Source organism: Rahnella aceris (genome assembly GCF_011684115.1).
GTDB lineage: Bacteria > Pseudomonadota > Gammaproteobacteria > Enterobacterales > Enterobacteriaceae > Rahnella > Rahnella aceris.
This window is the reverse complement of record NZ_JAADJV010000002.1, coordinates 599,245-620,814: the sequence shown is the minus strand read 5'-3', so window position 1 is coordinate 620,814 and position 21,570 is coordinate 599,245. Positions and strand designations below refer to the sequence as shown.

The 21,570-nt window shown below is 53.3% G+C and carries 21 protein-coding genes; 12 read left to right on the top strand and 9 right to left on the bottom strand.

Annotated elements, in window-relative coordinates; genetic code table 11:
- Positions 1 to 94 precede the first annotated feature (94 nt).
- Positions 95 to 1,681: a hypothetical protein gene (locus GW591_RS15210; protein WP_121019654.1), complete on the top strand. Its 1,587-nt coding sequence runs from the start codon at positions 95 to 97 to the stop codon at positions 1,679 to 1,681.
- Between the two features lie 37 nt (positions 1,682 to 1,718).
- On the opposite strand, the gene GW591_RS15205 is transcribed toward GW591_RS15210, so the two are convergent.
- Positions 1,719 to 2,204, bottom strand: a complete 486-nt coding sequence (locus tag GW591_RS15205; RefSeq protein WP_121019655.1) for a hypothetical protein — start codon at positions 2,202 to 2,204, stop codon at positions 1,719 to 1,721.
- 54 nt (positions 2,205 to 2,258) lie between these two features.
- Entirely contained in the window at positions 2,259 to 3,161 is a 903-nt protein-coding gene (locus GW591_RS15200; protein ID WP_013577332.1) for a LysR family transcriptional regulator, read from the bottom strand.
- Between the two features lie 121 nt (positions 3,162 to 3,282).
- On the opposite strand from GW591_RS15200, the gene GW591_RS15195 reads away from it, so the two are divergent.
- The 3 genes from GW591_RS15195 (at position 3,283) to GW591_RS15185 (ending at position 4,738) form a co-directional block, all read left to right on the top strand.
- Entirely contained in the window at positions 3,283 to 4,023 is a 741-nt protein-coding gene (locus tag GW591_RS15195) for an SDR family oxidoreductase (protein ID WP_013577331.1), read from the top strand.
- A 116-nt stretch (positions 4,024 to 4,139) separates the two neighbouring features.
- Positions 4,140 to 4,394 carry an AbrB/MazE/SpoVT family DNA-binding domain-containing protein gene (locus tag GW591_RS15190; protein ID WP_223510138.1) on the top strand — a complete coding sequence of 85 codons (255 nt, stop codon included), beginning with the start codon at positions 4,140 to 4,142 and terminating at the stop codon, positions 4,392 to 4,394.
- The gene (locus GW591_RS15185) at positions 4,394 to 4,738 is read left to right on the top strand and encodes a type II toxin-antitoxin system PemK/MazF family toxin (RefSeq protein ID WP_013577329.1); all 345 of its coding nucleotides are present in this window, start codon (positions 4,394 to 4,396) and stop codon (positions 4,736 to 4,738) included. The genes GW591_RS15190 and GW591_RS15185 overlap by 1 nt, the downstream gene beginning before the upstream one ends.
- A 21-nt stretch (positions 4,739 to 4,759) precedes the next feature.
- Here GW591_RS15185 and GW591_RS15180 read toward each other — a convergent pair whose 3' ends face one another.
- Together GW591_RS15180 and GW591_RS15175 are read right to left on the bottom strand one after the other, a co-directional pair.
- Positions 4,760 to 5,140: a tautomerase family protein gene (locus GW591_RS15180; RefSeq protein ID WP_013577328.1), complete on the bottom strand. Its 381-nt coding sequence runs from the start codon at positions 5,138 to 5,140 to the stop codon at positions 4,760 to 4,762.
- Positions 5,141 to 5,256: 116 nt separating this feature from the next.
- Positions 5,257 to 6,162, bottom strand: a complete 906-nt coding sequence (locus GW591_RS15175; RefSeq protein ID WP_013577327.1) for a DMT family transporter — start codon at positions 6,160 to 6,162, stop codon at positions 5,257 to 5,259.
- 188 nt (positions 6,163 to 6,350) lie between these two features.
- Between GW591_RS15175 and GW591_RS15170 the strand changes: the two genes are divergently transcribed.
- The 3 genes from GW591_RS15170 to GW591_RS15160 all read left to right on the top strand — a co-directional run bounded on the left by GW591_RS15170 (position 6,351) and on the right by GW591_RS15160 (position 8,507).
- A complete protein-coding gene (locus tag GW591_RS15170) occupies positions 6,351 to 7,229 on the top strand; it encodes an AraC family transcriptional regulator (protein ID WP_162906083.1) in 879 nt (292 codons plus the stop codon).
- A gap of 85 nt (positions 7,230 to 7,314) precedes the next feature.
- Complete coding sequence (locus GW591_RS15165) at positions 7,315 to 7,848, top strand: GNAT family N-acetyltransferase (protein ID WP_013577325.1); 534 nt, start codon at positions 7,315 to 7,317, stop codon at positions 7,846 to 7,848.
- 35 nt (positions 7,849 to 7,883) lie between these two features.
- Positions 7,884 to 8,507 (top strand): glutathione S-transferase family protein, encoded by a 624-nt coding sequence (locus GW591_RS15160; protein WP_013577324.1) that lies wholly within the window; start codon positions 7,884 to 7,886, stop codon positions 8,505 to 8,507.
- 226 nt (positions 8,508 to 8,733) lie between these two features.
- Here the strand turns inward: GW591_RS15160 and GW591_RS15155 are convergent, their stop codons facing one another.
- Positions 8,734 to 9,849, bottom strand: a complete 1,116-nt coding sequence (locus GW591_RS15155) for an SDR family oxidoreductase (protein WP_166860909.1) — start codon at positions 9,847 to 9,849, stop codon at positions 8,734 to 8,736.
- A gap of 447 nt (positions 9,850 to 10,296) precedes the next feature.
- Between GW591_RS15155 and GW591_RS15150 the strand changes: the two genes are divergently transcribed.
- A complete protein-coding gene (locus tag GW591_RS15150) occupies positions 10,297 to 11,154 on the top strand; it encodes a PA4780 family RIO1-like protein kinase (protein ID WP_013577322.1) in 858 nt (285 codons plus the stop codon).
- 28 nt (positions 11,155 to 11,182) lie between these two features.
- Here GW591_RS15150 and GW591_RS15145 read toward each other — a convergent pair whose 3' ends face one another.
- From GW591_RS15145 to GW591_RS15135, 3 genes are all read right to left on the bottom strand, one after another.
- Positions 11,183 to 11,923, bottom strand: coding sequence for a molybdate ABC transporter substrate-binding protein (locus GW591_RS15145; protein ID WP_013577321.1), 741 nt, complete (start codon positions 11,921 to 11,923; stop codon positions 11,183 to 11,185).
- A gap of 47 nt (positions 11,924 to 11,970) precedes the next feature.
- A complete protein-coding gene (locus GW591_RS15140) occupies positions 11,971 to 13,059 on the bottom strand; it encodes an ABC transporter substrate-binding protein (protein ID WP_126125233.1) in 1,089 nt (362 codons plus the stop codon).
- Positions 13,060 to 13,140: 81 nt separating this feature from the next.
- Positions 13,141 to 13,773, bottom strand: a complete 633-nt coding sequence (locus GW591_RS15135) for a LysE family translocator (RefSeq protein ID WP_013577319.1) — start codon at positions 13,771 to 13,773, stop codon at positions 13,141 to 13,143.
- A 157-nt stretch (positions 13,774 to 13,930) separates the two neighbouring features.
- Here GW591_RS15135 and GW591_RS15130 point away from each other — a divergent pair, with 157 nt between their 5' ends.
- A complete protein-coding gene (locus tag GW591_RS15130) occupies positions 13,931 to 14,734 on the top strand; it encodes an inositol monophosphatase family protein (protein WP_013577318.1) in 804 nt (267 codons plus the stop codon).
- Positions 14,735 to 14,969: 235 nt separating this feature from the next.
- Positions 14,970 to 16,532, top strand: a complete 1,563-nt coding sequence (locus GW591_RS15125) for a methyl-accepting chemotaxis protein (protein ID WP_112151064.1) — start codon at positions 14,970 to 14,972, stop codon at positions 16,530 to 16,532.
- 10 nt (positions 16,533 to 16,542) lie between these two features.
- Here the strand turns inward: GW591_RS15125 and GW591_RS15120 are convergent, their stop codons facing one another.
- On the bottom strand, positions 16,543 to 18,636 hold the full coding sequence (locus GW591_RS15120) for a putative bifunctional diguanylate cyclase/phosphodiesterase (protein ID WP_015690534.1): 2,094 nt from the start codon (positions 18,634 to 18,636) through the stop codon (positions 16,543 to 16,545).
- 268 nt (positions 18,637 to 18,904) lie between these two features.
- On the opposite strand from GW591_RS15120, the gene GW591_RS15115 reads away from it, so the two are divergent.
- A complete protein-coding gene (locus GW591_RS15115) occupies positions 18,905 to 19,573 on the top strand; it encodes a glutathione S-transferase family protein (protein ID WP_037034997.1) in 669 nt (222 codons plus the stop codon).
- Positions 19,574 to 19,982: 409 nt separating this feature from the next.
- Positions 19,983 to 21,350 (top strand): NCS2 family permease, encoded by a 1,368-nt coding sequence (locus GW591_RS15110; protein ID WP_013577314.1) that lies wholly within the window; start codon positions 19,983 to 19,985, stop codon positions 21,348 to 21,350.
- Positions 21,351 to 21,570 lie beyond the last annotated feature (220 nt).

Here is a 21,570-nt window from a genome sequence, read left to right as displayed (position 1 = left end):
TCCTTAAAGCTTCCTGTGTTTTTGCCGAAAATAGCATCAGAAGGATCAAGGTATCCACTGGCGCTATGGCGCAAAAACATAGGGACTCATCGGGATGACAGTTATCTCTGCGACAGGTAATCAGGCGCTCAACACGCTGGTTACGTCAACAAAATCACTGACGGCAGTCACTACTGCAGCCAGCCAGCAGCAGGCTTCGACGGCGCAATCCACCACGGTAATGATCGGCCAGGCGGACACCGCTTCGCCGGTCTACAACATCACCAAACCGGCACTGGTCTGGGAACGTTCTTCCAGTGATCTGATGTCTTCAAAGCTTGCATCGAACTTCAGCCATTCCGGCAATGCGGCGCGTTTTACCGGACTCGGTGCGGCGCTGCTTGAGCGTTTCACTACCGACAGCAGCAGTTATTCGCAATCGGTGATGAAGCAGACTTCCGCTCAGTCGACCCGTTCGGCGGCCAACGTTGCCGCCCAAACCCAACTTCATACCAAAGCTGATAACCAGATAAGCCTGAGCATTAAAACTGCCAGCGGCGCACTGGTGGATATCACGCTGGGCAGTGATGATGACGGACTCGGCGTGCAGGTGAATGTCAGCAAAGGCACGCTCAGCGATGCCGATCGCAAAGCGCTGGCCGGTCTTGCGGAAGGTTTTCAGAAAGCGATTGATGGCCTGACGGCGCAACCGCCGAAGCTCGATCTGAGTGGCCTGACGAAGTTTGATACCTCGGTGCTGTCGTCGGTGGACTTACACGCCACGCTGGGCACCACCAATACCCAGACGCTGGATTTTCATGCTGATGCGAATACCCGCTCAGTGAAATCGACCGGTGTTGCTGGCACGGTGGATATCAGCGTCGACATGAGTAAGCGCGCACTGCTGGGCACAGAAAGCCAGCAGAAGCAGGCGCTGAACAGTTATCTGAAACAAATCAGCAGCGCGGGTAATCGTGGCAATGGTGACGAATCGCTGATGAACATGTTCAAAGATGCCTTTACGGCGCTGAACAGCAATTATGGCGAAACCGCGACGACTTATAAAAGCGGGGGTGCTGAGCCGGTTTATTTCTCGCTGACCAAAACCGATAAAAACATGATGACCGGGCTGGCGGATTTCACGGCGTCAGTCTCGCAGACACCGGTCGATTCCACCAATCCGATGCGCCCGGATGAAACCGATACGTTCTCTTATCAGGTTTCTCAAACCAGCACGATCACCGGCACGGGTACGCAGGACCGCAATATCACGCAGAAGCAACAGTCACATCTGGCCGCCAGTTATCATGCATCGCTGACACCGGGGCTGAAACTGAATCTGACCAGCGACCGCAACTCGCAGAATTACCTTTACTATCAGATTGATGACAAGGCAGAAAGCACGACGTCCGTGCAATATCACAAAGGTGCGCTGATGAGTGCCACAGTGGCTCAGTCCGCCAGCAACTCAACACATATTCAGAAATATGTGAAAGGCGCACTGGAATCCGACATCACCACGCCGGAAATCACGTCGAAAACCACTGACCTGCTGGGCACGCTGCAATCGGCCTGGGAAAATAACGCCCCGCGCATGTCGTTCCGGGATTATCTGAATCATCAGACCCTGCCGGATCTCAGCGGGATGGTACTGATGGAATCGGATGCTGCGCAGTTGAAAAACAGTCCTTCATTAGTGTAGATAAAACCAAAACAGCCCCTGACGGGGCTGTTAATCATTACATCTCAAATTTCATGCCTTTCACCACAATTTCATCAAATTGCAGATGATGCATAAATTCGCGCAAAATCAGCAGCGTGGCGGCGAAATCATTGCCGTCGGGGATACCTTCGAAATGCGCCGGGCGGCCATTAATGACCAGCGCCAGCCGGTCGAAAGTGCGTTCCACCGCGTCGAGCGACAATGTCATCACTTCATTTTCCGCCTCACCGGCAATGCGGGCCAGCGCACGGATATCGTTGTCCGTGCTGAACAGTTTAGCGCCCGGCGGAATGTCGTGCCGGATGCGTATCACTTCGTCCTCGACCACCATAATGGCAGTTTCCATTTCATCCGGCGTCGGCGGTGAATGACGAAAATAGCCGACAGAGGTGAGTTGTGAGCCCAGTGTCAGGAGCAAACTTTTATCGTCGTCATCATCATTACGGACGATAACTTGCGTTTCTTCGCTGCCGATATGCAGCAATACAGCAGGTGTGGTCATCGGCATCTCCAGTCGTTAACGTTGTGACGTCATGCTTTCAGAGCAGAAAAACTATCATGTCAGATGCGGATCGCGCCGCGCAAACTCTTTCACCATCCAGTCGATAAACACCCGTACGCGCGGTGAAAGCTGGCGGTTACGCGGGTAAAGCAGGGAAACCGGCAGTGAACCGGCCGGGAAATCCGCCAGGATTTGTACCAGACTTCCCTGCGCCAGATCCTCCAGCAGGCCGTAATGCGGCACCTGAATAATCCCCATCCCGCGCCGTGCCGCTTCTTTCATGCTTTCCGCGCCGCTGACCGACAAACTGGTTGGCAGCAGGATTTCACGGTTTTTGCCCTGCACCTGAAAAATCAGCGGCAACAGCCCGCCGGTTGCGCTGGAACGAAAACCAATCATCCGGTGACCGGCGAGATCGTCTGGCGTTTCCGGTATGCCGAAACGTTGCAGATAGTCCGGGCTGGCGCAGGTAATTTCCGGCAGCGTACCGAGCGGGCGCGCCACCATATCGCTGTCTTTCAGTTCACCGGCGCGGATCACGCAATCAATGCCTTCCCGCACCAGATCCACCAGCCGGTCGCCTTCGCTCATGTAAAACTCAATGTCGGGATACTGCGCCAGAAAATCCGCCAGGCCGGGCAGCAGAAAATGCCGCGCCATCGAACCGTGTACATCCACCCGCAATAACCCCTTCGGCTGCGCACCGGCAAACGCCATTTCAGCATCTTCCACATCTGCCAGAATACGCAGACAGCGCTGGTAATAGGCTTCGCCATCCAGCGTCGCGCTGACGTGTCGGGTGGTACGCTGCAGAAGCCGGATGTTCAGCCGCGACTCCAGTTGTTTAATGGCATCGGTCACCGTGGAACGTTTCAGATTCAGCGCTTGTGCAGCCTGCGTAAAACTGCGCAGCTCCACCACGCGGGTGAATAACTGCATGCTGTCGAGTTTATCCATGATAATTGTTCGCCTTTTCCGGATAGTGATAACGAATATCAGGTAATTATCCGGCAGCGTCAATCGGCTACGCTTTCCTCACTGACAACAGATCCGAATCACTGAAAAAAGGAAACGCATCATGACTTCATCCAAACAGAACGTCGCGCTGGTCACCGGCGCATCACGGGGTATTGGCGCCGCCATCGCAGAGCGTCTGGCGCACGACGGTTTTACCGTGATTGTGAACTACTCACGCGGTGCGGCAGAAGCCGACGCGGTGGTCAGAAAAATTGAACAGGCAGGCGGAAAAGCTATCAGCGCGCAGGCGGATGTCAGCGACGCGGCGGCGGTCGGCCGGATGTTTGCCAGCGCGGAACAGGCGTTTGGCGGCGTGGATGTGCTGGTGAATAATGCGGGTATTATGACGCTTTCCGCCATTGCCGAAACCGACGATGCAGCATTCGACCGCCTTATCGATATCAACCTGAAAGGCACTTTCAACACGCTGCGTGAAGCGGCGAAACATCTGCACGACGGCGGACGTATCATCAATTTCTCATCAACCGTGGTCGGGTTATATCAGCCGACTTATGGCGTGTATGCCGCGACCAAAGCGGCTGTCGAGGCGCTGAGCCGCGTGCTCACCAAGGAAATGCGCGGCCGTCAGATAACCGTCAATACCGTCGCGCCCGGCCCGACAGCAACGGATTTATTCCTCAACGGTAAATCGGATCAACTGGTGGAAACCATCGCCAAAACCTCGCCGCTCGAGCGCCTCGGTCAGCCGGAAGATATCGCCTCCGTCGTCGCCTTCCTCGCCGGTCCCGACGGTGCGTGGGTCAACGGCCAGACGCTGAAGGCGAATGGCGGGATTATTTAATCCTTCCGTTTAACGCAGGAAAATAAAAAGCCGGAATGCAGCTCGCAAAAACCCGTATCAGGAATACTGTTACGGGTTTTTGGTTGTATACTCTTTGTAGATACAACGGTGGAGAAATGAACATGCGTACTCAGGCCACATTACAGAAATGGGGTAACAGCATCGCGTTACGGCTGTCCGGAAATTTGAAGTCAATTCCACAATTCGAGGAAGGTGATGTCGTTGATATCGAGATTTCTGAAGACGGGCTGCAAATTCGTAAAGCCGATAAGCAGAAGGTCACTGAGGCCAGCTTGTTATCGGGGCTGAGCGCGTATAATGCTCACGCTGATGAATTGGCAGAACCGACTGACAGGGAGCTTGATTATTAATGTATTTACCAAAGCGCGGGGATATTTGCTGGCTGGATTTTGAGCCCACCAAAGGAAAGGAAATAGGCAAATATCGACCGGCGCTGATCCTGTCTCATGAAACGTATAATCAGGTTACCGGGCTGGTGATTTGTATGCCGGTGAGCAGCAGCATCCGGGGCGCGCCGACCGAAGTGCCGGTCAACAATCTGAGCGCACCTTGTGTGGTTGCCACCACGTTGATCCATACAATGGACTGGCGGCACCGTCAGGCAAAGTTTATCGCTGTTGCGGAAAGTGGCGTCTTTAACGACGTGCTTGCCCGAATCATTCCGCTGATTGGTGGTGAGAACTTGTTGGCCTGAAGTTTACCTTCAGACCTTTTCTCACGCGTATTGCGCTTCTCCGTTGCCGAAGGACCAGTTTTCTTTCGGCACTTCCACCAGGCTGATGAACACATCTTCCAGACGTAACCCGACTTTTTCATGCAGCCCGTAAGCGACGGCGTGATAGAACGCCTTTTTCATTTCCAGTGTACGGCCGGTGTTGAGCGTTACCTGAATCACAATGCAGTTCGGGCTGCGCTGGATATTCAGATAATCAGGGGAAATCATCATTTCTGCCGGAGAGTGTTCGGAGATGACAATAAACTTGTCGTTTTCCGGCGCATTAAGAGCTGAGCGCAGCGCGTCATAGATCACATCGCCGACGGTTTTGCGGTAGGTTTCGGGTTTTCCTTCGACCATATCAATACGTACAAAAGGCATTTTATTCTCCTCATTATTTTCTGTAGGGCGCGCATCTCTTAGGATGCGGCCTTTCAGGTATGCAACACGAGGAGGAGAGTTGTCGAGTGTTTTTTTGTACCCGCCGGTAAGCCGTCCTACGCCGCAGCGGCTTTGCGCCTGAACATCTCCAGCCAGGCCGGACGGCAGAACATCACCAGATTACCGAGCAGGATCAGCGCCAGCCCGATAACCGCATTGGCATGCCATTGATAATTTTCATAAAATGTGGAAACCGTCAGTGCGACCAGCGGGAACAGCAGCGTACTGTAGGCCGCCTGACTGGCACCGATGCGGCCGACCAGCGTGAAGTAAATGCCGAAAGCCAGTACCGAACCAAACACGGAAAGATAGACCAGCGAGCCGAGATATTGCGGCGTCAGGTCGATGGCGAAGGAAGCGCCCTGCATCAGGCTCAGCGCGCCCATGACGGCTGTACCGTAAAACATCGCGTAGGTATTGGTGGAAAGCACATCCAGCCCGTGACGCTGATGGCGTGAGCTGATCATGTTGCCGAGTGAGAAACCGTAAGTGCCGAGCAGGCTGAGGCCGATGCCTTTGAGCAATTCCGGTGCGATATGCGCGGCGCTGAGGTCATGCCAGAAAAGCGTGATAATACCTGCCAGCCCGAGAACCGACGCCGGGATCACTGCCGGAGCCAGTTTCTGACGGAAAAACAGCATGCCGTTGAACGCGTTGAACAGCACGGCCATCGAGAAAATCACCGATTCCAGCCCGCTGGTGATGTAGGCTGCGGCGTGATAGAAGCAGTAAAAATTGAAGCAAAAAACGCAGCAACCCTGAACCAGGCAGAAAAGGTGATCTTTCAGCGCCAGACGACGCAACCTGCGTGTCGCCAGCAATGCCACCAGCATGATCACCGCAGCCAGCAGGAAACGGTAGAAAACCGACACCGTGACCGGCACGTCGCCCTGTTGCAGATAAATCGCAAACCAGGTGGTACCCCAGATCAGGATCACCAAAATATAAAGCAGTGCGTTCATAGAATTCTCTCACTCAGACAGTAATGACTGAGGACATTCTGTGGTAACGGCAGACCGCTGGCTTTCAACGTTTTGCGCTGAGTTGCATATTCTTGCGCATTTTTTCAGTCACCCGCACAGCAAGATCTGGTACCGGGGCGGGGGAAAAACGTAAAATGGGCGTCATCTTTCCTCCACACGGGTACGCCATGACTAAGGTCTATCAGGCTTTCGAAACGCTGCGTCAGCACAAAGCAGTTCTGCATGACAGTGTGGAACTGGGTTCCGGTATTCAGCTGGCGGCGTGGTCGAACAAAAATGACATCGTGAATCAGGAAAGCGCTGATCACCATACGCTGAGCCTGTACGTTGCCGACGGCTACGAGTGTTACCACAAAACCCGCAGCGGCTGGCGGAACGGCGGCGGGCCGGATCGTTTTTGTCTGATGCCGAAAGGCAGTATGTCGAGCTGGGATGTGCGCGACGATTTGTCGTTTGTGCATCTGTATTGCTCCGACGAACACCTGCGACATCTGGTGGAACAAACCTGGGATCGCAGCCCGGCGGCGATTGAGCTGGAAGAACGCACATTCGGAGAGGATCCGCAAATTACGCTGTTGTATCGCCACTTTTTGCTCAGCAGCCAGTGGCAGGAAAACAGCAATCAACTGATGCTCAGCAGCGCCGCCAATCTGCTGATGGCGCATCTGGTGAAACATTACACCCATCTGCAATGGGCGCTGCCAACGGTACGCGGCGGGCTGGCACCGCATATGCTCAACCGCGTAAAAGATTATATTCACACGCATCTCGGGCAGCCTTTATTACTGCCGGAACTTGCCGCGCTGGCAGAACTCAGCGAATTCCACTTCGCCCGCATGTTTAAACAAAGCATGGGGCTGGCACCGCATCAGTACGTGATGAATGCCCGGCTGATCCGCGCGGAAAACTTGCTGAAAACCAGTCAGATGGACATCACGTCCATTGCGCTGGAATGCGGATTCAGCTCCGCCAGCCATTTCAGTAACCGTTTCAAATCCGTGCGTGGCATAACGCCGACGGCACTGCGCGGCGGCATTATCGTCTGATTTTTATTTCCCGCTAAAACCTCTCTTCCGGTCAGCACAATTGTGGTGCTAAGTTAATGGTAATTCACCTTATTCAGGAAAAACCATGCAGACCAGTGCTCCCGTTATCGAAACCGAACGTCTGATTTTACGTGGCCATCATGTTGATGATTTTGAAGATATTGCCGCGCAATGGGCCGATCCGGCGGTTGTGAAATACATCGGTGGCACGCCTTCGGGTCGCGAAGCCAGCTGGAGTCGTCTGCTGCGGTATCCGGGCCACTGGCAGATGCTCGGTTTCGGTTACTGGATTGTGTTCGAAAAAACGGCGGGTGCAGAAGGCGCGTTTGTTGGCGAAATTGGTCTGGCGGATTATCAGCGCGATATCACACCCTCGCTCAAAGGCATGGCGGAAATGGGCTGGGTCGTTTCTCCGGCATTTCATGGCAAAGGCTACGCCTTTGAAGCCGCGCAGGCAGTGCTGAAATGGGCCGGTACACACGTCGATCGTCAGCTATGCTGCATTATTGCGCCGGAGCATCAGGCCTCGGTTCGTCTGGCGGAAAAATGTGGTTTCGTGGCAAAAACGGATACCACTTATCACGGCTCAGCCACGCGGATCTTTATTCGTCCGTCGTGACCGGCTATTCGTGTACCACGTTAACAGGGGAAATCATGCTAAAGATTTTGGGTAAATCACCGTCGATCAATGTGCGTAAAGTGTTGTGGACCTGTCAGGAACTGGGGCTGGATTTCGAACAGGAACAATTCGGTTCGGGTTTTCAGTCTGTCCAGACTGCGGAATTTAAAGCACTGAACCCGAATGCGATGGTGCCGGTAGTGCTCGATGGCGAATTTGTACTGTGGGAATCCAACGTGATTTGCCGGTATCTGGCGGCGCGGGAAGGGCGCGAAGATTTGCTGTCATCTGACCCGAAACGTCGTGCGCTGACCGAACAGTGGATGGACTGGCAATCCGGTGAGCTGAATAATTCCTGGCGTTATGCGTTTCCGGCGCTGGCGCGCAACAGTCCGCAGCATCAGGATCCGGCGCTGATTGATGCCGGTGTCAGCGAATGGAACCGTCATATGCAGATGCTGGAAGAACAACTTCAGCGCAGCGGCGATTACGTGTTGGGGGATAATTTTACGCTGGCGGATATTCCGCTCGGGCTGGCAGTGAACCGCTGGTCGATGACACCCATGTCCCGTCCGGCGTTACCGGCAGTGACGGCGTATTATGACCGCCTGAATCAGCGCGAAGGTTTCAGGCTGTATGGCCGAAACGGCCTTGTCTAATCCCCGTCATCCTTCACGCTGCTTCTGCGTTGGTTGCGTTACTCGGCCCATCCATGGACCTCGCTCCTGAAGGAGCCGCTGCAAGCAGCGTTCCAATCTGCTCCCTGCAGATTGGTCACTCACCCCGGTCACTTACTTATGTAAGCTCCCGGGGATTCATTCAGTTGCCGCCTTGAAGCAACGAGAATGATTTAGGGGAGTGTTTAATATTTAACAGACACCGGGTTTATTTAAAATCAACCTGCATCAGTTCGCTGATAGATTGTCCACGGGTTGAGGAAACACATTTATCAATATAACTGTTAAAGGCAGCAGGTTTTGGAATGCCCATATCTAATAAACGAGAATTATCAAACTTCACGTTTAACTGAGCAAAACCGCCATAAAGTTTAATGGCACGTAAAATAATTTTATCATTACATGGGCCGAGCACATCTTTAAATTGTTTGCGGATGCCGGTAAATTCCTGATAACTGGTCTGTTCATATTCACTGATAATACGTGAAGTATTATTGGCTTTTGCCACCGAGGTATCTATTGCATGGAATGGCGTACACATCTCTTCGCCGGAAGAAATATGATAAAAGTTATGGCTGAGGTCTTTGGCGAGACACAGTTTTACCAGCACCATCGCGCAATAGTCCACCGGAATAACATCCACCTGATCGTCGAGCGTACAGGTGAATTTCTTCAGTTTAATCGCCATCATGAACACCCAGAAGATGCTGCTTGAAGGCTGGCAGCCATGCTGCGTGTGACCGACGATAATCGACGGTCGTGCAACCACGAACGGCAGCGACGGGCATTCGGCGCGGACAAGATTCTCAATCGCCCGCTTGGAAGCCGTGTACTGCACCAGATCTTCGTTCTGCTCGTTGTCCGGCATGCCTTCGTAGAAGACGCTGTCTTTATCCGGCATCGATGCCATCGCCGTGCCAACATGCACAAATCGCTGCAAACCTTTTACCTGCACCATACGTTTGGCGAAGGCCAGTGAACCTTCGACATTCACACGCCACATGGCCGGATTATGACCAAACGAGGCGATGGCGGCGCAGTTAATAACGTGCGTGACATTATCTAAACGCGCGTCATGAATAAAACTTTCCGGATCGGCCAGATCGCCGGTCAATATTGATTGCTCAGTTAGCGGAGAAAGCTGAGTATCATTTAATTCAAACTTCTTCAAATTATCGATAATTCTGGCGAGTCCCGTCGCATTATCGTCAGCCCTGACTAAGAGTAATAATGCATTATTGGTGGTGAGTTGCTGGCGCAGAAAATATTCAACTACAGCTCCGCCAACAAAACCAGTGGCACCGGTTATTAAAATAGTATTCATATCAGAAGACCTGCAACGGGAAATTACCGGCACAGTATCACCTCTATTCTAAACGGAACGTATACCGTTTTTTGCCTTGAATAAACGAAGCGTAAACAGCACGAAAAGCTTAAGTTAAAGAAAAAGTTCCGAAGACATAAAAATTTATTAACTGGCATGCTTTATTTACAGTAAGAAATAATTAGCGGACATAAATTAATTATTTAAGTTAAATTTAATCAGGGTGCCATAAAACCCCGGCGGGCGTTGACGGTGAAAAGCAGCGGTAAAAAGTGATAACGTATGTGCATAAAGTATCCACTCCATCGCCACTACGTTAAACTGTACCCTTGAGAACAGTAAGCGATAAGGATCAGAAAGGATGACGCGAACGGCGTGTCTGGTGTGTAATGCAGGGAATATTGCGCAGGTCATTCCCTCATGCGCTGAAATAAGGTACAAGGCTGCATGAAAATCCCAAATAGAATCCAACCTCTGGTGGATGACGGCCTGATTGATGATGTGGTCCGTCGACTGAAAAGTGGCAAAGAAGCCGATGTTTACACCGTTTTATGCGGTGAAGAGATCCGCTGCGCCAAAGTCTATAAAGAAGCGACACAACGTAGCTTCAAGCAGGCCGTGCAGTATCAGGAAGGCCGTAAAGTCCGTAACACCCGCAACGCGCGTGCGATGCAAAAGGGGTCAAAGTTCGGGCGTAAACAGCAGGAAGAATCCTGGCAGACAGCTGAAGTGGATGCACTGTTCCGTCTGGCGAATGCCGGTGTGCGCGTGCCGCAGCCTTACATTTGTCTGGACGGCGTGCTGCTGATGGAGCTTATCACCGACGCTGACGGTGTAGTCGCGCCGCGTCTGAGTGACGTCATCCTGACTGAAGAAGAAGCGGTAGCCGATTTCGACACCATGATCCGCAATATCGTACGCATGCTGTGCGCCGGTATCGTTCACGGTGACTTGTCAGAGTTTAACGTGTTGATGGACGCTGAAGGGCCGGTGATTATCGACCTGCCGCAGGCCGTGGACGCCGCTGCCAATAACCACGCTGAATCGATGTTCGAGCGCGATGTGAATAACATGACCGAGTACTACGGGCAGTTTGCACCGCAGTTGCTGGAAACGCGCTTTGCCAAAGAAATCTGGGCATTGTACGAAGACGGCAAACTGACACCGGAAACTATTCTGACCGGATTGTTCACCGAAGATACGCACAAAGCCGATGTGGATTCGCTGCTCGATGAAATCACTGCCGCTGAAGATGAGTATTACGATCGTCAGCGGGCAATGAAAGAAAGAGACCTCGATCACTAAGGTCGCGTTGTACCTGTTTGTATTTTTTCTATTCCGGCATCACCGCATGTCTCCCGCAAAAACCGGCGTTCTGCAAAATATGCTGGCCGGTTTCTGAAAGAATAAATTCTGCCAGCGGTTTCCCTTTCTCCGTGCAGGTCGCGAGCGCGTATCTGGCCCGCACGTTGTAATCCGCCGGAATGTTGTAGACTTCCAGCGCATCATTTTCCCGCAACAGCGCGGCATAACTGGTGTAGCCGATAAAAACATCGGCCTGACCGCTGCAAATCAGCCATTCTGCCGCCAGTTTGCCTGCCGGAATTTTGGCCGATTTCTCACCGCCCACCAGACGCAGCGCCTTGTTGCGTAAAATAGCCCCGGCATCGGGATGTCGCCTTTCGATCTGCTCAAACATTTGCCAGGTGTAATCACCGGAAGGATCGCTTTGCGGTGTCGATGTCGCCAGCCGAAAACGGGGATCAAGTAATACGCTCAGCCAGTTGAGTTTATCCAGTTCCGGCCCTTTTCGGGCGGTGACACACAGGCTGTTGCCGCAAAATGCTTCCACGTCCAGCGCCTTACCGTGCTGCTGCAACGTCAGCGGATGCGCGGTATTGGCCGAGGCAAACAGATCGACCTTTTCCCCTTGTTCGATACGTTCGCGCAACAGCCCGGCGGGGCCGAATTCCACGTCGACTTTGCTGTCGGTTTCTTCCGTAAAGGCATCGCACAGCGGCGCCCATGCGCGGCGTAAACTCCCTGCCGCCAGCACTTTAATCGTATTTGTCATCAGGTCTCCTTGTCACATTGCCTCAACGTAAAGCGCCGGAGACGAGGCTATTTCCCCGCGCGCGCCGCGTCTGCCGCGGGTTTAAAATCCGTCCGGTAGAAGCGCTGGTACCAGGCATCAGCCTGTTTTTGCATATCGATGTCAGCGAATTTTTGCGGGTAGAGTTTTTTCGCCATCCACAGTTCGCCGATCGCCATCGCTTCAGGCATCGGATAGCCCCAGGCTTTGGCGTATTCCGGCATCAGATAAACGCGGTGATTTTTGACCGCATCAATACCCTGCCATTTCGGATCACCGGTGATCTGCCCGACCACTTCCGGATACCGGTCCTGCACGAAGATCACCTGCGGGTTCCAGGCGATCACCTGTTCCAGCGCGACCTGCTTAAACCCTTTCACTGTGGCTGCCGCAACGTTCATCGCACCGGCATGCGCCATCATCAGGCCGGTATATTTGCCGGAACCGTAAGTGGTCAGATCGGGATTTGCCATATACGTGCGGATCAGCTGATTGGCCGGAATATCTTTCAGCCGCTCGCCAGTTAACTGACGCTGAGAAAAAGTATAGTCGATCAACGCCTGTGCCTGTTTCTGGTGATTGACCACATCGCCAATCAGCGCGATGCCTTTCTTCAGCCCTTCGGTGTACGCCTCATCTTCATCCGGCAGCACCGGGTTCATCATATGTTCTTCGCCTTTCGGATCATCCCGCAATGAAACCGCCACGACGGCGATCCCGGCCTGGCTGATCTGGTCGATCATTTCCTGTGGTGCATAGTTGGTGACGAACACCACTTGCGGATGAAGCGCCACCACGCTTTCCAGGTTCACGCTGGTCAGGTCGCCGACCACCGGCGTTTTCGCCAGCTCCGGCGCAAGACGCACATAACCGCTGCCCAGCTGTCGCTGCCAGTTGTTCAGCACGCCGACAATATCTTTGGTGGCATCCAGCTGAACCAGCAGATTAAGGGTCTGATGTTGCAAAACGACGACGCGATCCACCTGATCGGGAATAGTGACCTGACGGCCAAGCTGATCGGTTATCTGGCGTGTGGCAAAAGCGCAAGGGGAAGCCAGGCTCAGGGCAAGCCCGAGCAAGGCAACGGCAGGCAAAAATCGGGATGAAAATAGACGCATGGAAAAATCCTCTGGTTTCGTTATGCAAAGGATTATATAGCGTTGATGCGGAACTGAATATGACGCGTGACAAATGGCCGGTTATTTACGCCCGTCGAGCAACATACGCATAGCCAGCCCGCCCAGCACTGCACCCATAAACCAGCGCTGGATGACCATCCACAATGGTCGTCCGGCCAGGAAGACGGCAATGTAACCGGCTGAAAGGGCAATGAGCGCGTTGACCGTCGCACTGATCAGAATTTGCGAGCTGCCCAGAATCAGCGACTGCGTCAGCACATGCCCTTGTTCAGGCACGATAAACTGCGGTAACAGCGTCAGATATAACACCGCCGCTTTCGGGTTCAGCAGATTAGTGACCAGCCCCATGGTGAACAGTTTTTTATTGCTGTCGCGGGGTAAATCCCTGACCTGAAACGGCGAGCGTCCGCCGGGTTTCACCGCCTGCCACGCCATATACAGCAAATACGCAGCGCCGCCGATGCGCAGGGCGTCATAAGCGAAGGGCACCGCCATCAGCAGCGCGGTAATGCCGAGCGCAGCAAACAACATGTAAAACAGGAAGCCCAGCACTACGCCGCCGAGGGAAATCAGTCCGGCTTTCGGCCCCTGACAGAGTGAGCGTGAAATCAGGTAAATCATGTTCGGGCCGGGCGTTAATACCAGCCCGAGACAAATCAGCAGAAAGGGCAACCAATGGGCGGCATCGGGCATGGAAATCTCCGGCAAAATTCAGAAAGTTGAAGCACACAGATATAGAGTGTTTTACGCTATTTTAGCAAGTGGCAGGTTGTCATTTTTTATTCATCGATTCCGATGCATTCTATGAAGACAGCTTTTGTTCCTTCCGACTGAAAACTCAGGATTTATCATGACCAACACTATGATGTCCCCGCGTCTGGCGGTTGCCAGTCAGATTGCGGCGCAGGCCGCCAGACTGGCGCTGGACTTTTTTCACCGCCGGGACGCTATCGAAATCAGCAGTAAGCGTACGCAGGATTTCGTTTCAGAAGCCGATCTGGCGGTTGAGCAGTTTATCCGCACCCGGCTGGCAGAGCATTTTCCGCAGGATGCGGTGATCGGCGAAGAGATGGGCGGCATTCTGACCGACGCGCCGTGCTGGGTGATTGATCCTATCGACGGCACCTCGAATTTCCTGCGCGGTTCGCCGCTGTGGGGCGTGTCGCTCGGGCTGGTGGAAAATAAACAGCCGGTGATCGGCATTGTGGCACTGCCGGTTTTAAACGACCTGTTTGCAGCAGAATCCGGAAAGGGGATTTTCCTCAACGACAAACCCTTCCGTCGCGATGATCGTTTTGAAGATGTACAGATTGTGTCGCTGGGCGACAGTGCGGACGACAAGCTGGACGAAGCCTCGGCCTTTTATCAGGGGATCCGCGCGGCTGACTGGTCAGTACATTGTTATCGCTGTACCACGGTCGGCATGGTGTTTGCGGCAAAAGGCATTATCGACGGCCATCTGCAACGGCGCACCACGCTGTGGGATATCGCTGGCGGCACGGTGTTGTGTCAGGAAGCCGGGCTGGAAACGGTGGTGAAATTTGCGAAGACAGCGGACGGCAGCGACAATTTCCGACACATGTCGGTGGCGGCCGGTACGGCGAATCTGTTGTCGGCAGTCACTCCGTTATGGCCCGCTTTTGAACCGAAGTGAGCCAAAGTGAGTCGCGCTGAGTGCTCTCTCTTTATGAGAGAGCAAATCTTTGCAACGCGTGGCAGATCATGTTTTTAAGGCGGGCCGGTAACATGAAAAATTCGTCCGGTAACCCTAAAATTACATTACGAAAGACAGCGCTTAACAAAATGAAATATAGTTTCATTTTCCCTAAAGTTCCCTTCATTCCGGCCGTTATGAGTGTTTCCTGTCACTGACTTTCCGATGTGCCCAGATGAAAAAGATCACCAACCTTTCCATACTTGCCCGTTTGCTGGGTGCATTCGCACTCGTCCTGAGCCTGCTGTTGATTCTGGCGGCGATGTCGGCCTGGCTGCTCAACAGCAGTAATCAGCAGATTGAAAACTACCGTGCCTACCGGCTTCCCGGCGTGCAGTATCCGCTGGTGATGCGCGGCACGCTGGCGGAATTACGCCTGCAACAGGTGCAATATATCGCCTCGCCAGAGGGGGCGCCGCGCGACGGCCACCGGGTCGAAATCCTTCAGGCGGTTGCCACCTTTAAAGACGCGGAAAATGCGTATCTGAAGCTGGACAGCGGCGGCAGTCAGTCAGATCTGTTTAAGCAAATCGTCGCTAATTTTGAGCAGTTTTCGCTGGCGAATAATGATGTGATTGCGGCGGTTGAACGCAACGACATTGCGCAGGCCACGAAAATCAGTGGCGATAACTCACGGAAATATCGCACACAGTTAATGGCGGATCTGGCAACGCTGGTCAAAAACGAGCTGACCAACAGTGAGAAGGCGGCAGCGGATGCGCGCAGCAGCTATCACACGGCCAGCGCGATGTTTTTACTGCTGGTCGGCGTGGCGTTTATTCTTTCACTGACGATGGCACTGCTGCTGGCGCACCATCTGGTGAAACAACTGGGCGGTGAACCGGCTTATGCCGCCTCTATTATGCGTGAAATCGCCGCCGGTAATCTGGCGGCAAAAATCACGCTGAAACCGGGTGATGACGGCAGTTTGCTGGCTTCGCTGAACGGCATGAACCAGCAACTGAATAAAACTATTCATCAGATTATGGAAGGCAGTGAATCCATCAATCATGCCGCCAGTGAAATTGAACAGGGTAATGTGGATTTATCACAGCGCACCGAAGAACAGGCGGCCTCGCTGGTGCAGACCAGTTCCAATATGCAAAACCTGACCGCGACCGTCAGCCAGAACGCTGAGAACGCCCGGCAGGCCAGCCAGCTGGCGCTGGAAACCTCGAAAACAGCGTCTCAGGGCGGCGTGATTGTTACGGGGATGCAGGCACATATGCGTGATGTTTCCGGCAGTTCGAATGAAATTATCAATATCATCAGCGTGATTGAAGGCATTGCCTTCCAGACCAACCTGCTGGCGCTGAACGCCGCTGTGGAAGCGGCGCGTGCCGGTACGCAGGGTAAAGGGTTTGCGGTGGTGGCGAGTGAGGTGCGGGTGCTGGCGCAAAAAAGCGGGCAGGCGGCGAAAGAAATTAAAGATCTGATTCAGGGCACCGTCAGCAAAATTGCCGAAGGGTCATTGCAGGCTGATCGCGCCAGTAAAGCCATGAATGAGATTGTCAGCTCGGTGAATAAGGTGGCTGAAATTGTCAGAGAAATCTCGACAGCAAGTTCTGAGCAGCACACCGGTATTCACGAAGTGGGGATTGCCGTTGACCAGATGGACAGGGTGACGCAGCAGAACGCCGCGCTGGTGGAACAGGCAGCGGCAGCGGCGCAATCCCTGACGGAACAAAGCGTTGAGCTACGCAACGCCGTGCGATTTTTCCGCACGGCGACAGCCTGAGCCGGGGGCGTCAGGCTTTATCTGTGAGGGTTATCTGCGACTCCCAGTCCGTATCGGGGTGTTGGGCAATCTGTTGTGGCGTCATCGGACGCCCCAGAAGATAACCCTGTAAGGTGTCGCAGCCCAGTTGCGTCAGAAATTCCTGCTGTTGGATCGTTTCAACGCCTTCGGCCACCACTTTCAGGTTCAGCGTCTGGCCGAGGGCAATGATCGCAGAAACGATACTGGCGTCTTCGCTACCGGCAATCAGGTCATTAATAAATGCACCGTCGATTTTCAGCTCACTGGCCGGCAGACGTTTCAGATAGAGCAGGCTGGAATAGCCGGTACCGAAATCATCAATGGAGGCTTTTACGCCGTACTGTGTCAGGCGCTCCAGAATTTCCACGCTGGCATCCGGGTTACGCATCGCGGTGGTTTCTGTCACTTCCAGCGTCAGCATTTCAGGCGGGATCTGATGGCGTTCAATGGTTTCAATCACCATTTCGACCAGATTCGCCTGCTCAAATTGCAGCGTGGAAAGATTCACCGCCACTGTCCATTGTGTATGGCCGGCCAGATGCCATTCCCGCAACTGGCGACAGGCTTCATTGAGCACCCATTCGCCAATCGGGATAATCAGTCCGGTTTTTTCCGCCAGCGGCAAAAACACATCCGGGCTGAGGAGGTTACCGTCGCGCTCCCAGCGCAGCAGCGCTTCGAAGCCACTCACCGGCCCGTAAGGCGCAATAAATTTCGGCTGATAGTGCAAACGCAGCTCATGGTGTGCAACCGCCAGACGCAAATCATTGAGCATTTGCAACTGGTTCTGGGCGTTGGCATTCATCGACGGCTGGAAGAAACTGTGGCCGTTACGGCCGGAATTTTTGGTGTGATACATCGCGGCGTCAGCATTGAGCATCAGCTCGCGTTCATTCTCGCCATCGCCCGGATACACCGCGATCCCCACGCTGGCAGAGACCAGCAGTTCGTAGCGGGAAACGTAAAACGGACGCGCAATCAGATGCACCAGTTTATCGGCCAGTTGCGAGGCATCGGTGGGTTCGGTGATCTCAACCAGCAGTACAAACTCATCGCCGCCGAGCCGCGCCAGCGTATCTGTCGCCCTCAGCTGCGATTGCAGGCGTTCGGTGACTGAAATTAACAGCTGATCGCCGATGTGATGGCCGAAGGCATCGTTAACGGCTTTGAATCCGTCGAGATCGAAAAACAGCACCGCAAACTGTGATTCGCCACGTGACGCTTTCTGAAACGCCTGACTCAGGCGGTCTTCCAGCAACAGACGATTTGGCAAATGGGTCAGATTGTCGTGCAGCGCCAGTTGGGTCAGCTCGCGGTTCGCCTGTGCCAGCGAAGATGCCAGAATCGAGGTGCGTGCCTGCATCCGGCCATCAAGAATAGAAATGATCAGGGTGATCGCCAGAATCGCCAGCGTGACCACAATCACCAGCAGTGCCAGCCAGTTATTGTCTACGCCGCTGAACGCCGCCATACTGTGGCTGTCCATCGGGAATTGTGCCGCAGCCATGCCGATGTAATGCATACCGACAATGGCAGCGCCCATTACCACCGCAGCGCTGATGCGCAGCAGACGGACATTGGGTGACTGATGACGCAGATTGAACGCCATCCACAGCGCCGCGCCGGAGGCGACAATCGCCACTCCCACAGATAACGCGACCCAACGGTAATCGTAGACAATGGGCGGCATCATCTGCATCGCCGCCATACCCGTGTAATGCATCGCGGCAATACCGCCGCCCATCAGCAAGGCACCGGCAAGTAACCGCCCGGTGGGTAACTCCTCAAGGCATACCAGCCACAGCGCAAAAGCTGAGGAAATGATGGCAATCAGCATAGAAAGCAGGGTAATTAAAGGGTCGTAACCCATTGGCATCGAAGCATTAAAGGCCAGCATGCCGATAAAATGCATCGACCAGATGCCGATACCCATTGCAATGGCGCCACCTGTTAACCAAAGTCGGGAAGCCTTTCCCTCTGTGGTGGCAACCCGGCCTGCCATATCAAGCGCGGTATAAGAGGCAAGCATTGCAACAATGAACGAAAACATCACAAGCACATTGTTGTAATTACTGGAAAACATGTGAGGCTCCACCAACAGAGAGTCGAAAGCGACGGGTTAATTTGTTATCCGGCGATAATGGCATTAAGCCTTATTAAAGGCGAACGAAGTTGCGATAATTTTTTTGGCATAATTAAGATTAATCCGTAAGTGATTTTAATCAAATAAAAAGATTTTTGATAAATTAACCCTGAAGAAAGTCAGGGTTAATAAAGCGAATCTGATACGCGCTTTGAAAGTGTTGTCTATAGTTAACAAATAATTAATTGAAAAAGGACAGAAGACTTTTATGCTAACTGTGCATCATTTGGATAATTCCCGTTCACAGCGAATCTTATGGATGCTCGAAGAATTGGGCGTCCCTTACGAAATCAAATGTTATCAGCGGGATAAAGGAACCATGCTGGCGCCGCCATCGCTGAAAAAAGTCCATCCTCTGGGCAAGTCACCGGTGCTGGAAGACAACGGACTGATCCTTGCGGAATCTGGCGCCATCATTGAATACCTGCAGGAAGTGTACGATGAGGCGGGCACGCTGAAACCCACGGCGTTTGCTGAGCATCAGCAGTATCGTTACTGGATGCACTACGCTGAAGGTTCTCTGATGCCTTTGCTGGTGATGAAGCTGATTTTTAGCCGTCTGGGTAAACCGCCGATGCCGTGGCTCATCCGTCCGATTGCCGGCGCCATAGGACAGGGCGTGCAGAAGAATTATCTGGATAAGCAGATTTATACGCATATGGATTATCTGGAACAGCATCTGAGTACACATCCTTATTTCGCCGGTCAACAGTTCAGCGCGGCAGATATTCAGATGAGTTTCCCGATAGAGGCGATCAATGCCCGCGCCGGACTGGGAAAATATCCTCTGCTGAAGGCCTGGTTATCGAATGTCACAGCGCGTCCGGCATATCAGAAAGTGCTGGAAAACGGCGGTTCGTTTAATATTTTGCGTTAATTTCTTATCCATTTTTTATATTTTCAGGCGTTCATTGCGGGCGGAGTTTTACGTAATAAACGTCTTATAAAAGATAAACCACAATAAATACCCTGTTATTTATTTCCCTTCTTTCCCCTCCTTGTTTGTCTCTTTTTCTGCCACCGGATAAATTTCCACCACAACCGCGTTTTTATTGACCAGACAACGGTAAATTGTTGTCATTCACGGTTGATGTACGGCGGTTAAAGGCAGGATAATCGTTTGCGTAATTTTTTGTCCTGCCACACGCGATGCGAGTTAAACGTTTGCCTTGCCGTTCTGACGCCGTTTTCGGCGATTTCAGGCGACAAATAAGGAAGTGAACGTGCAGAAACGGTTTCATAATGACCACGCCGGCTAATCAGTAAAGACATTCAGAGGATTTTCCATGTCGAGTCAACAACCTCAAGCTGGCCGCGCAGTTGCGCCAAAAGGCCCGCTTGATGCTTTTTTCAAAATCAGTGCGCGTGGCAGTAACGTCCGCCAGGAAGTTATCGCTGGCTTAACCACCTTTCTGGCGATGGTCTATTCGGTGATTGTCGTGCCCTCGATGCTCGGCAAAGCGGGCTTCTCGCCAACCGCAGTGTTTGTCGCGACCTGTCTGGTCGCCGGTTTCGGCTCCCTGCTGATGGGGCTGTGGGCGAATTTGCCGCTGGCGATTGGTTGCGCCATTTCTCTGACTGCTTTTACCGCGTTTAGTCTGGTTCTCGGCCAGCACATCAGCGTACCGGTGGCGCTCGGCGCGGTATTTCTGATGGGTGTGTTGTTCACTATTATCTCGGTGACCGGCATCCGTTCGTGGATTTTGCGCAATCTGCCAACCGGCGTTGCGCACGGTACCGGTATTGGTATCGGCCTGTTCCTGTTACTGATCGCCGCCAATGGCGTCGGTCTGGTGGTGAAAAACCCGCTGGACGGCTTACCGGTGGCACTCGGCGCATTTACCTCATTCCCGGTCGTGATGACGTTGCTTGGTCTGGCGGTGATTTTTGGCCTGGAGAAACTGCGCGTTCCGGGCGGCATCTTGCTGGTGATTATCGCGATTTCCATTATCGGCCTGATCTTCGATCCAACAGTGAAATATCAGGGTTTATTCGCCATGCCTTCTCTGGCGGGGGCTGACGGTAAATCGGTGATTTTCGATCTCGATATTCTGGGTGCACTGAAAGCTGCGGTATTGCCCAGCGTGCTGGCACTGGTGATGACAGCGGTGTTTGATGCCACCGGCACCATCCGCGCTGTCGCCGGACAGGCAAACTTACTGGATGAAAACGGCCAGATCATCAGCGGCGGTAAAGCCCTGACGGCTGACTCCGTGAGCAGTATTTTTGCCTCCCTGGTTGGCGCATCTCCGGCAGCGGTTTATATCGAATCGGCAGCCGGTACGGCGGCGGGCGGCAAAACCGGTCTGACGGCTACCGTCGTCGGTGTGCTGTTCCTGCTGATGCTGTTCCTCTCTCCGCTGTCTTATCTGGTACCGGCTTACGCCACCGCACCCGCGCTGATGTACGTGGGTTTGCTGATGCTCAGCAATGTCACCAAACTGGATTTCAATGATTTCGTGGATGCGATGTCAGGGTTACTGTGCGCAGTATTTATCGTTCTGACCTGTAACATCGTCACCGGTATTATGCTCGGTTTCAGCGCACTGGTGATTGGACGCATCTTCTCCGGCGAATGGCGAAAACTGAACATCGGCACGGTGATTATCGCCGTAGCGTTAGTGGTGTTTTATGCGGGCGGATGGGCGATTTGATCTGTTTGCTCCCTCCCCTGCGAAGGGGAGGGTTGGGGTGGGGTATTAATGACGAATCAGTAGGTTGAAGTGTGCTTTGGCATGAGTTTTGTCATTAAAACCCCCTCCCGTCCTCCCCCTTCGCAGGGGGAGGAGCAAACCCATCTCTGATGTAACCGCACGCACTGATTTAAATCCCGTCCCCTTTTGATCTACTATTCCTTAGTTCGCTCCGGACTCA

Coding starts and splice junctions, on each gene's coding strand:
- GW591_RS15155 (WP_166860909.1), bottom strand. CDS start 9,849: ATGAATACTATTTTAATAACCGGTGCCACTGGTTTTGTTGGCGGAGCT.
- GW591_RS15170 (WP_162906083.1), top strand. CDS start 6,351: ATGACTAAGGTCTATCAGGCTTTCGAAACGCTGCGTCAGCACAAAGCA.
- GW591_RS15135 (WP_013577319.1), bottom strand. CDS start 13,773: ATGCCCGATGCCGCCCATTGGTTGCCCTTTCTGCTGATTTGTCTCGGG.
- GW591_RS15210 (WP_121019654.1), top strand. CDS start 95: ATGACAGTTATCTCTGCGACAGGTAATCAGGCGCTCAACACGCTGGTT.
- GW591_RS15195 (WP_013577331.1), top strand. CDS start 3,283: ATGACTTCATCCAAACAGAACGTCGCGCTGGTCACCGGCGCATCACGG.
- GW591_RS15160 (WP_013577324.1), top strand. CDS start 7,884: ATGCTAAAGATTTTGGGTAAATCACCGTCGATCAATGTGCGTAAAGTG.
- GW591_RS15125 (WP_112151064.1), top strand. CDS start 14,970: ATGAAAAAGATCACCAACCTTTCCATACTTGCCCGTTTGCTGGGTGCA.
- GW591_RS15175 (WP_013577327.1), bottom strand. CDS start 6,162: ATGAACGCACTGCTTTATATTTTGGTGATCCTGATCTGGGGTACCACC.
- GW591_RS15115 (WP_037034997.1), top strand. CDS start 18,905: ATGCTAACTGTGCATCATTTGGATAATTCCCGTTCACAGCGAATCTTA.
- GW591_RS15185 (WP_013577329.1), top strand. CDS start 4,394: ATGTATTTACCAAAGCGCGGGGATATTTGCTGGCTGGATTTTGAGCCC.
- GW591_RS15205 (WP_121019655.1), bottom strand. CDS start 2,204: ATGACCACACCTGCTGTATTGCTGCATATCGGCAGCGAAGAAACGCAA.
- GW591_RS15130 (WP_013577318.1), top strand. CDS start 13,931: ATGACCAACACTATGATGTCCCCGCGTCTGGCGGTTGCCAGTCAGATT.
- GW591_RS15145 (WP_013577321.1), bottom strand. CDS start 11,923: ATGACAAATACGATTAAAGTGCTGGCGGCAGGGAGTTTACGCCGCGCA.
- GW591_RS15150 (WP_013577322.1), top strand. CDS start 10,297: ATGAAAATCCCAAATAGAATCCAACCTCTGGTGGATGACGGCCTGATT.
- GW591_RS15190 (WP_223510138.1), top strand. CDS start 4,140: ATGAACATGCGTACTCAGGCCACATTACAGAAATGGGGTAACAGCATC.
- GW591_RS15140 (WP_126125233.1), bottom strand. CDS start 13,059: ATGCGTCTATTTTCATCCCGATTTTTGCCTGCCGTTGCCTTGCTCGGG.
- GW591_RS15120 (WP_015690534.1), bottom strand. CDS start 18,636: ATGTTTTCCAGTAATTACAACAATGTGCTTGTGATGTTTTCGTTCATT.
- GW591_RS15165 (WP_013577325.1), top strand. CDS start 7,315: ATGCAGACCAGTGCTCCCGTTATCGAAACCGAACGTCTGATTTTACGT.
- GW591_RS15110 (WP_013577314.1), top strand. CDS start 19,983: ATGTCGAGTCAACAACCTCAAGCTGGCCGCGCAGTTGCGCCAAAAGGC.
- GW591_RS15180 (WP_013577328.1), bottom strand. CDS start 5,140: ATGCCTTTTGTACGTATTGATATGGTCGAAGGAAAACCCGAAACCTAC.
- GW591_RS15200 (WP_013577332.1), bottom strand. CDS start 3,161: ATGGATAAACTCGACAGCATGCAGTTATTCACCCGCGTGGTGGAGCTG.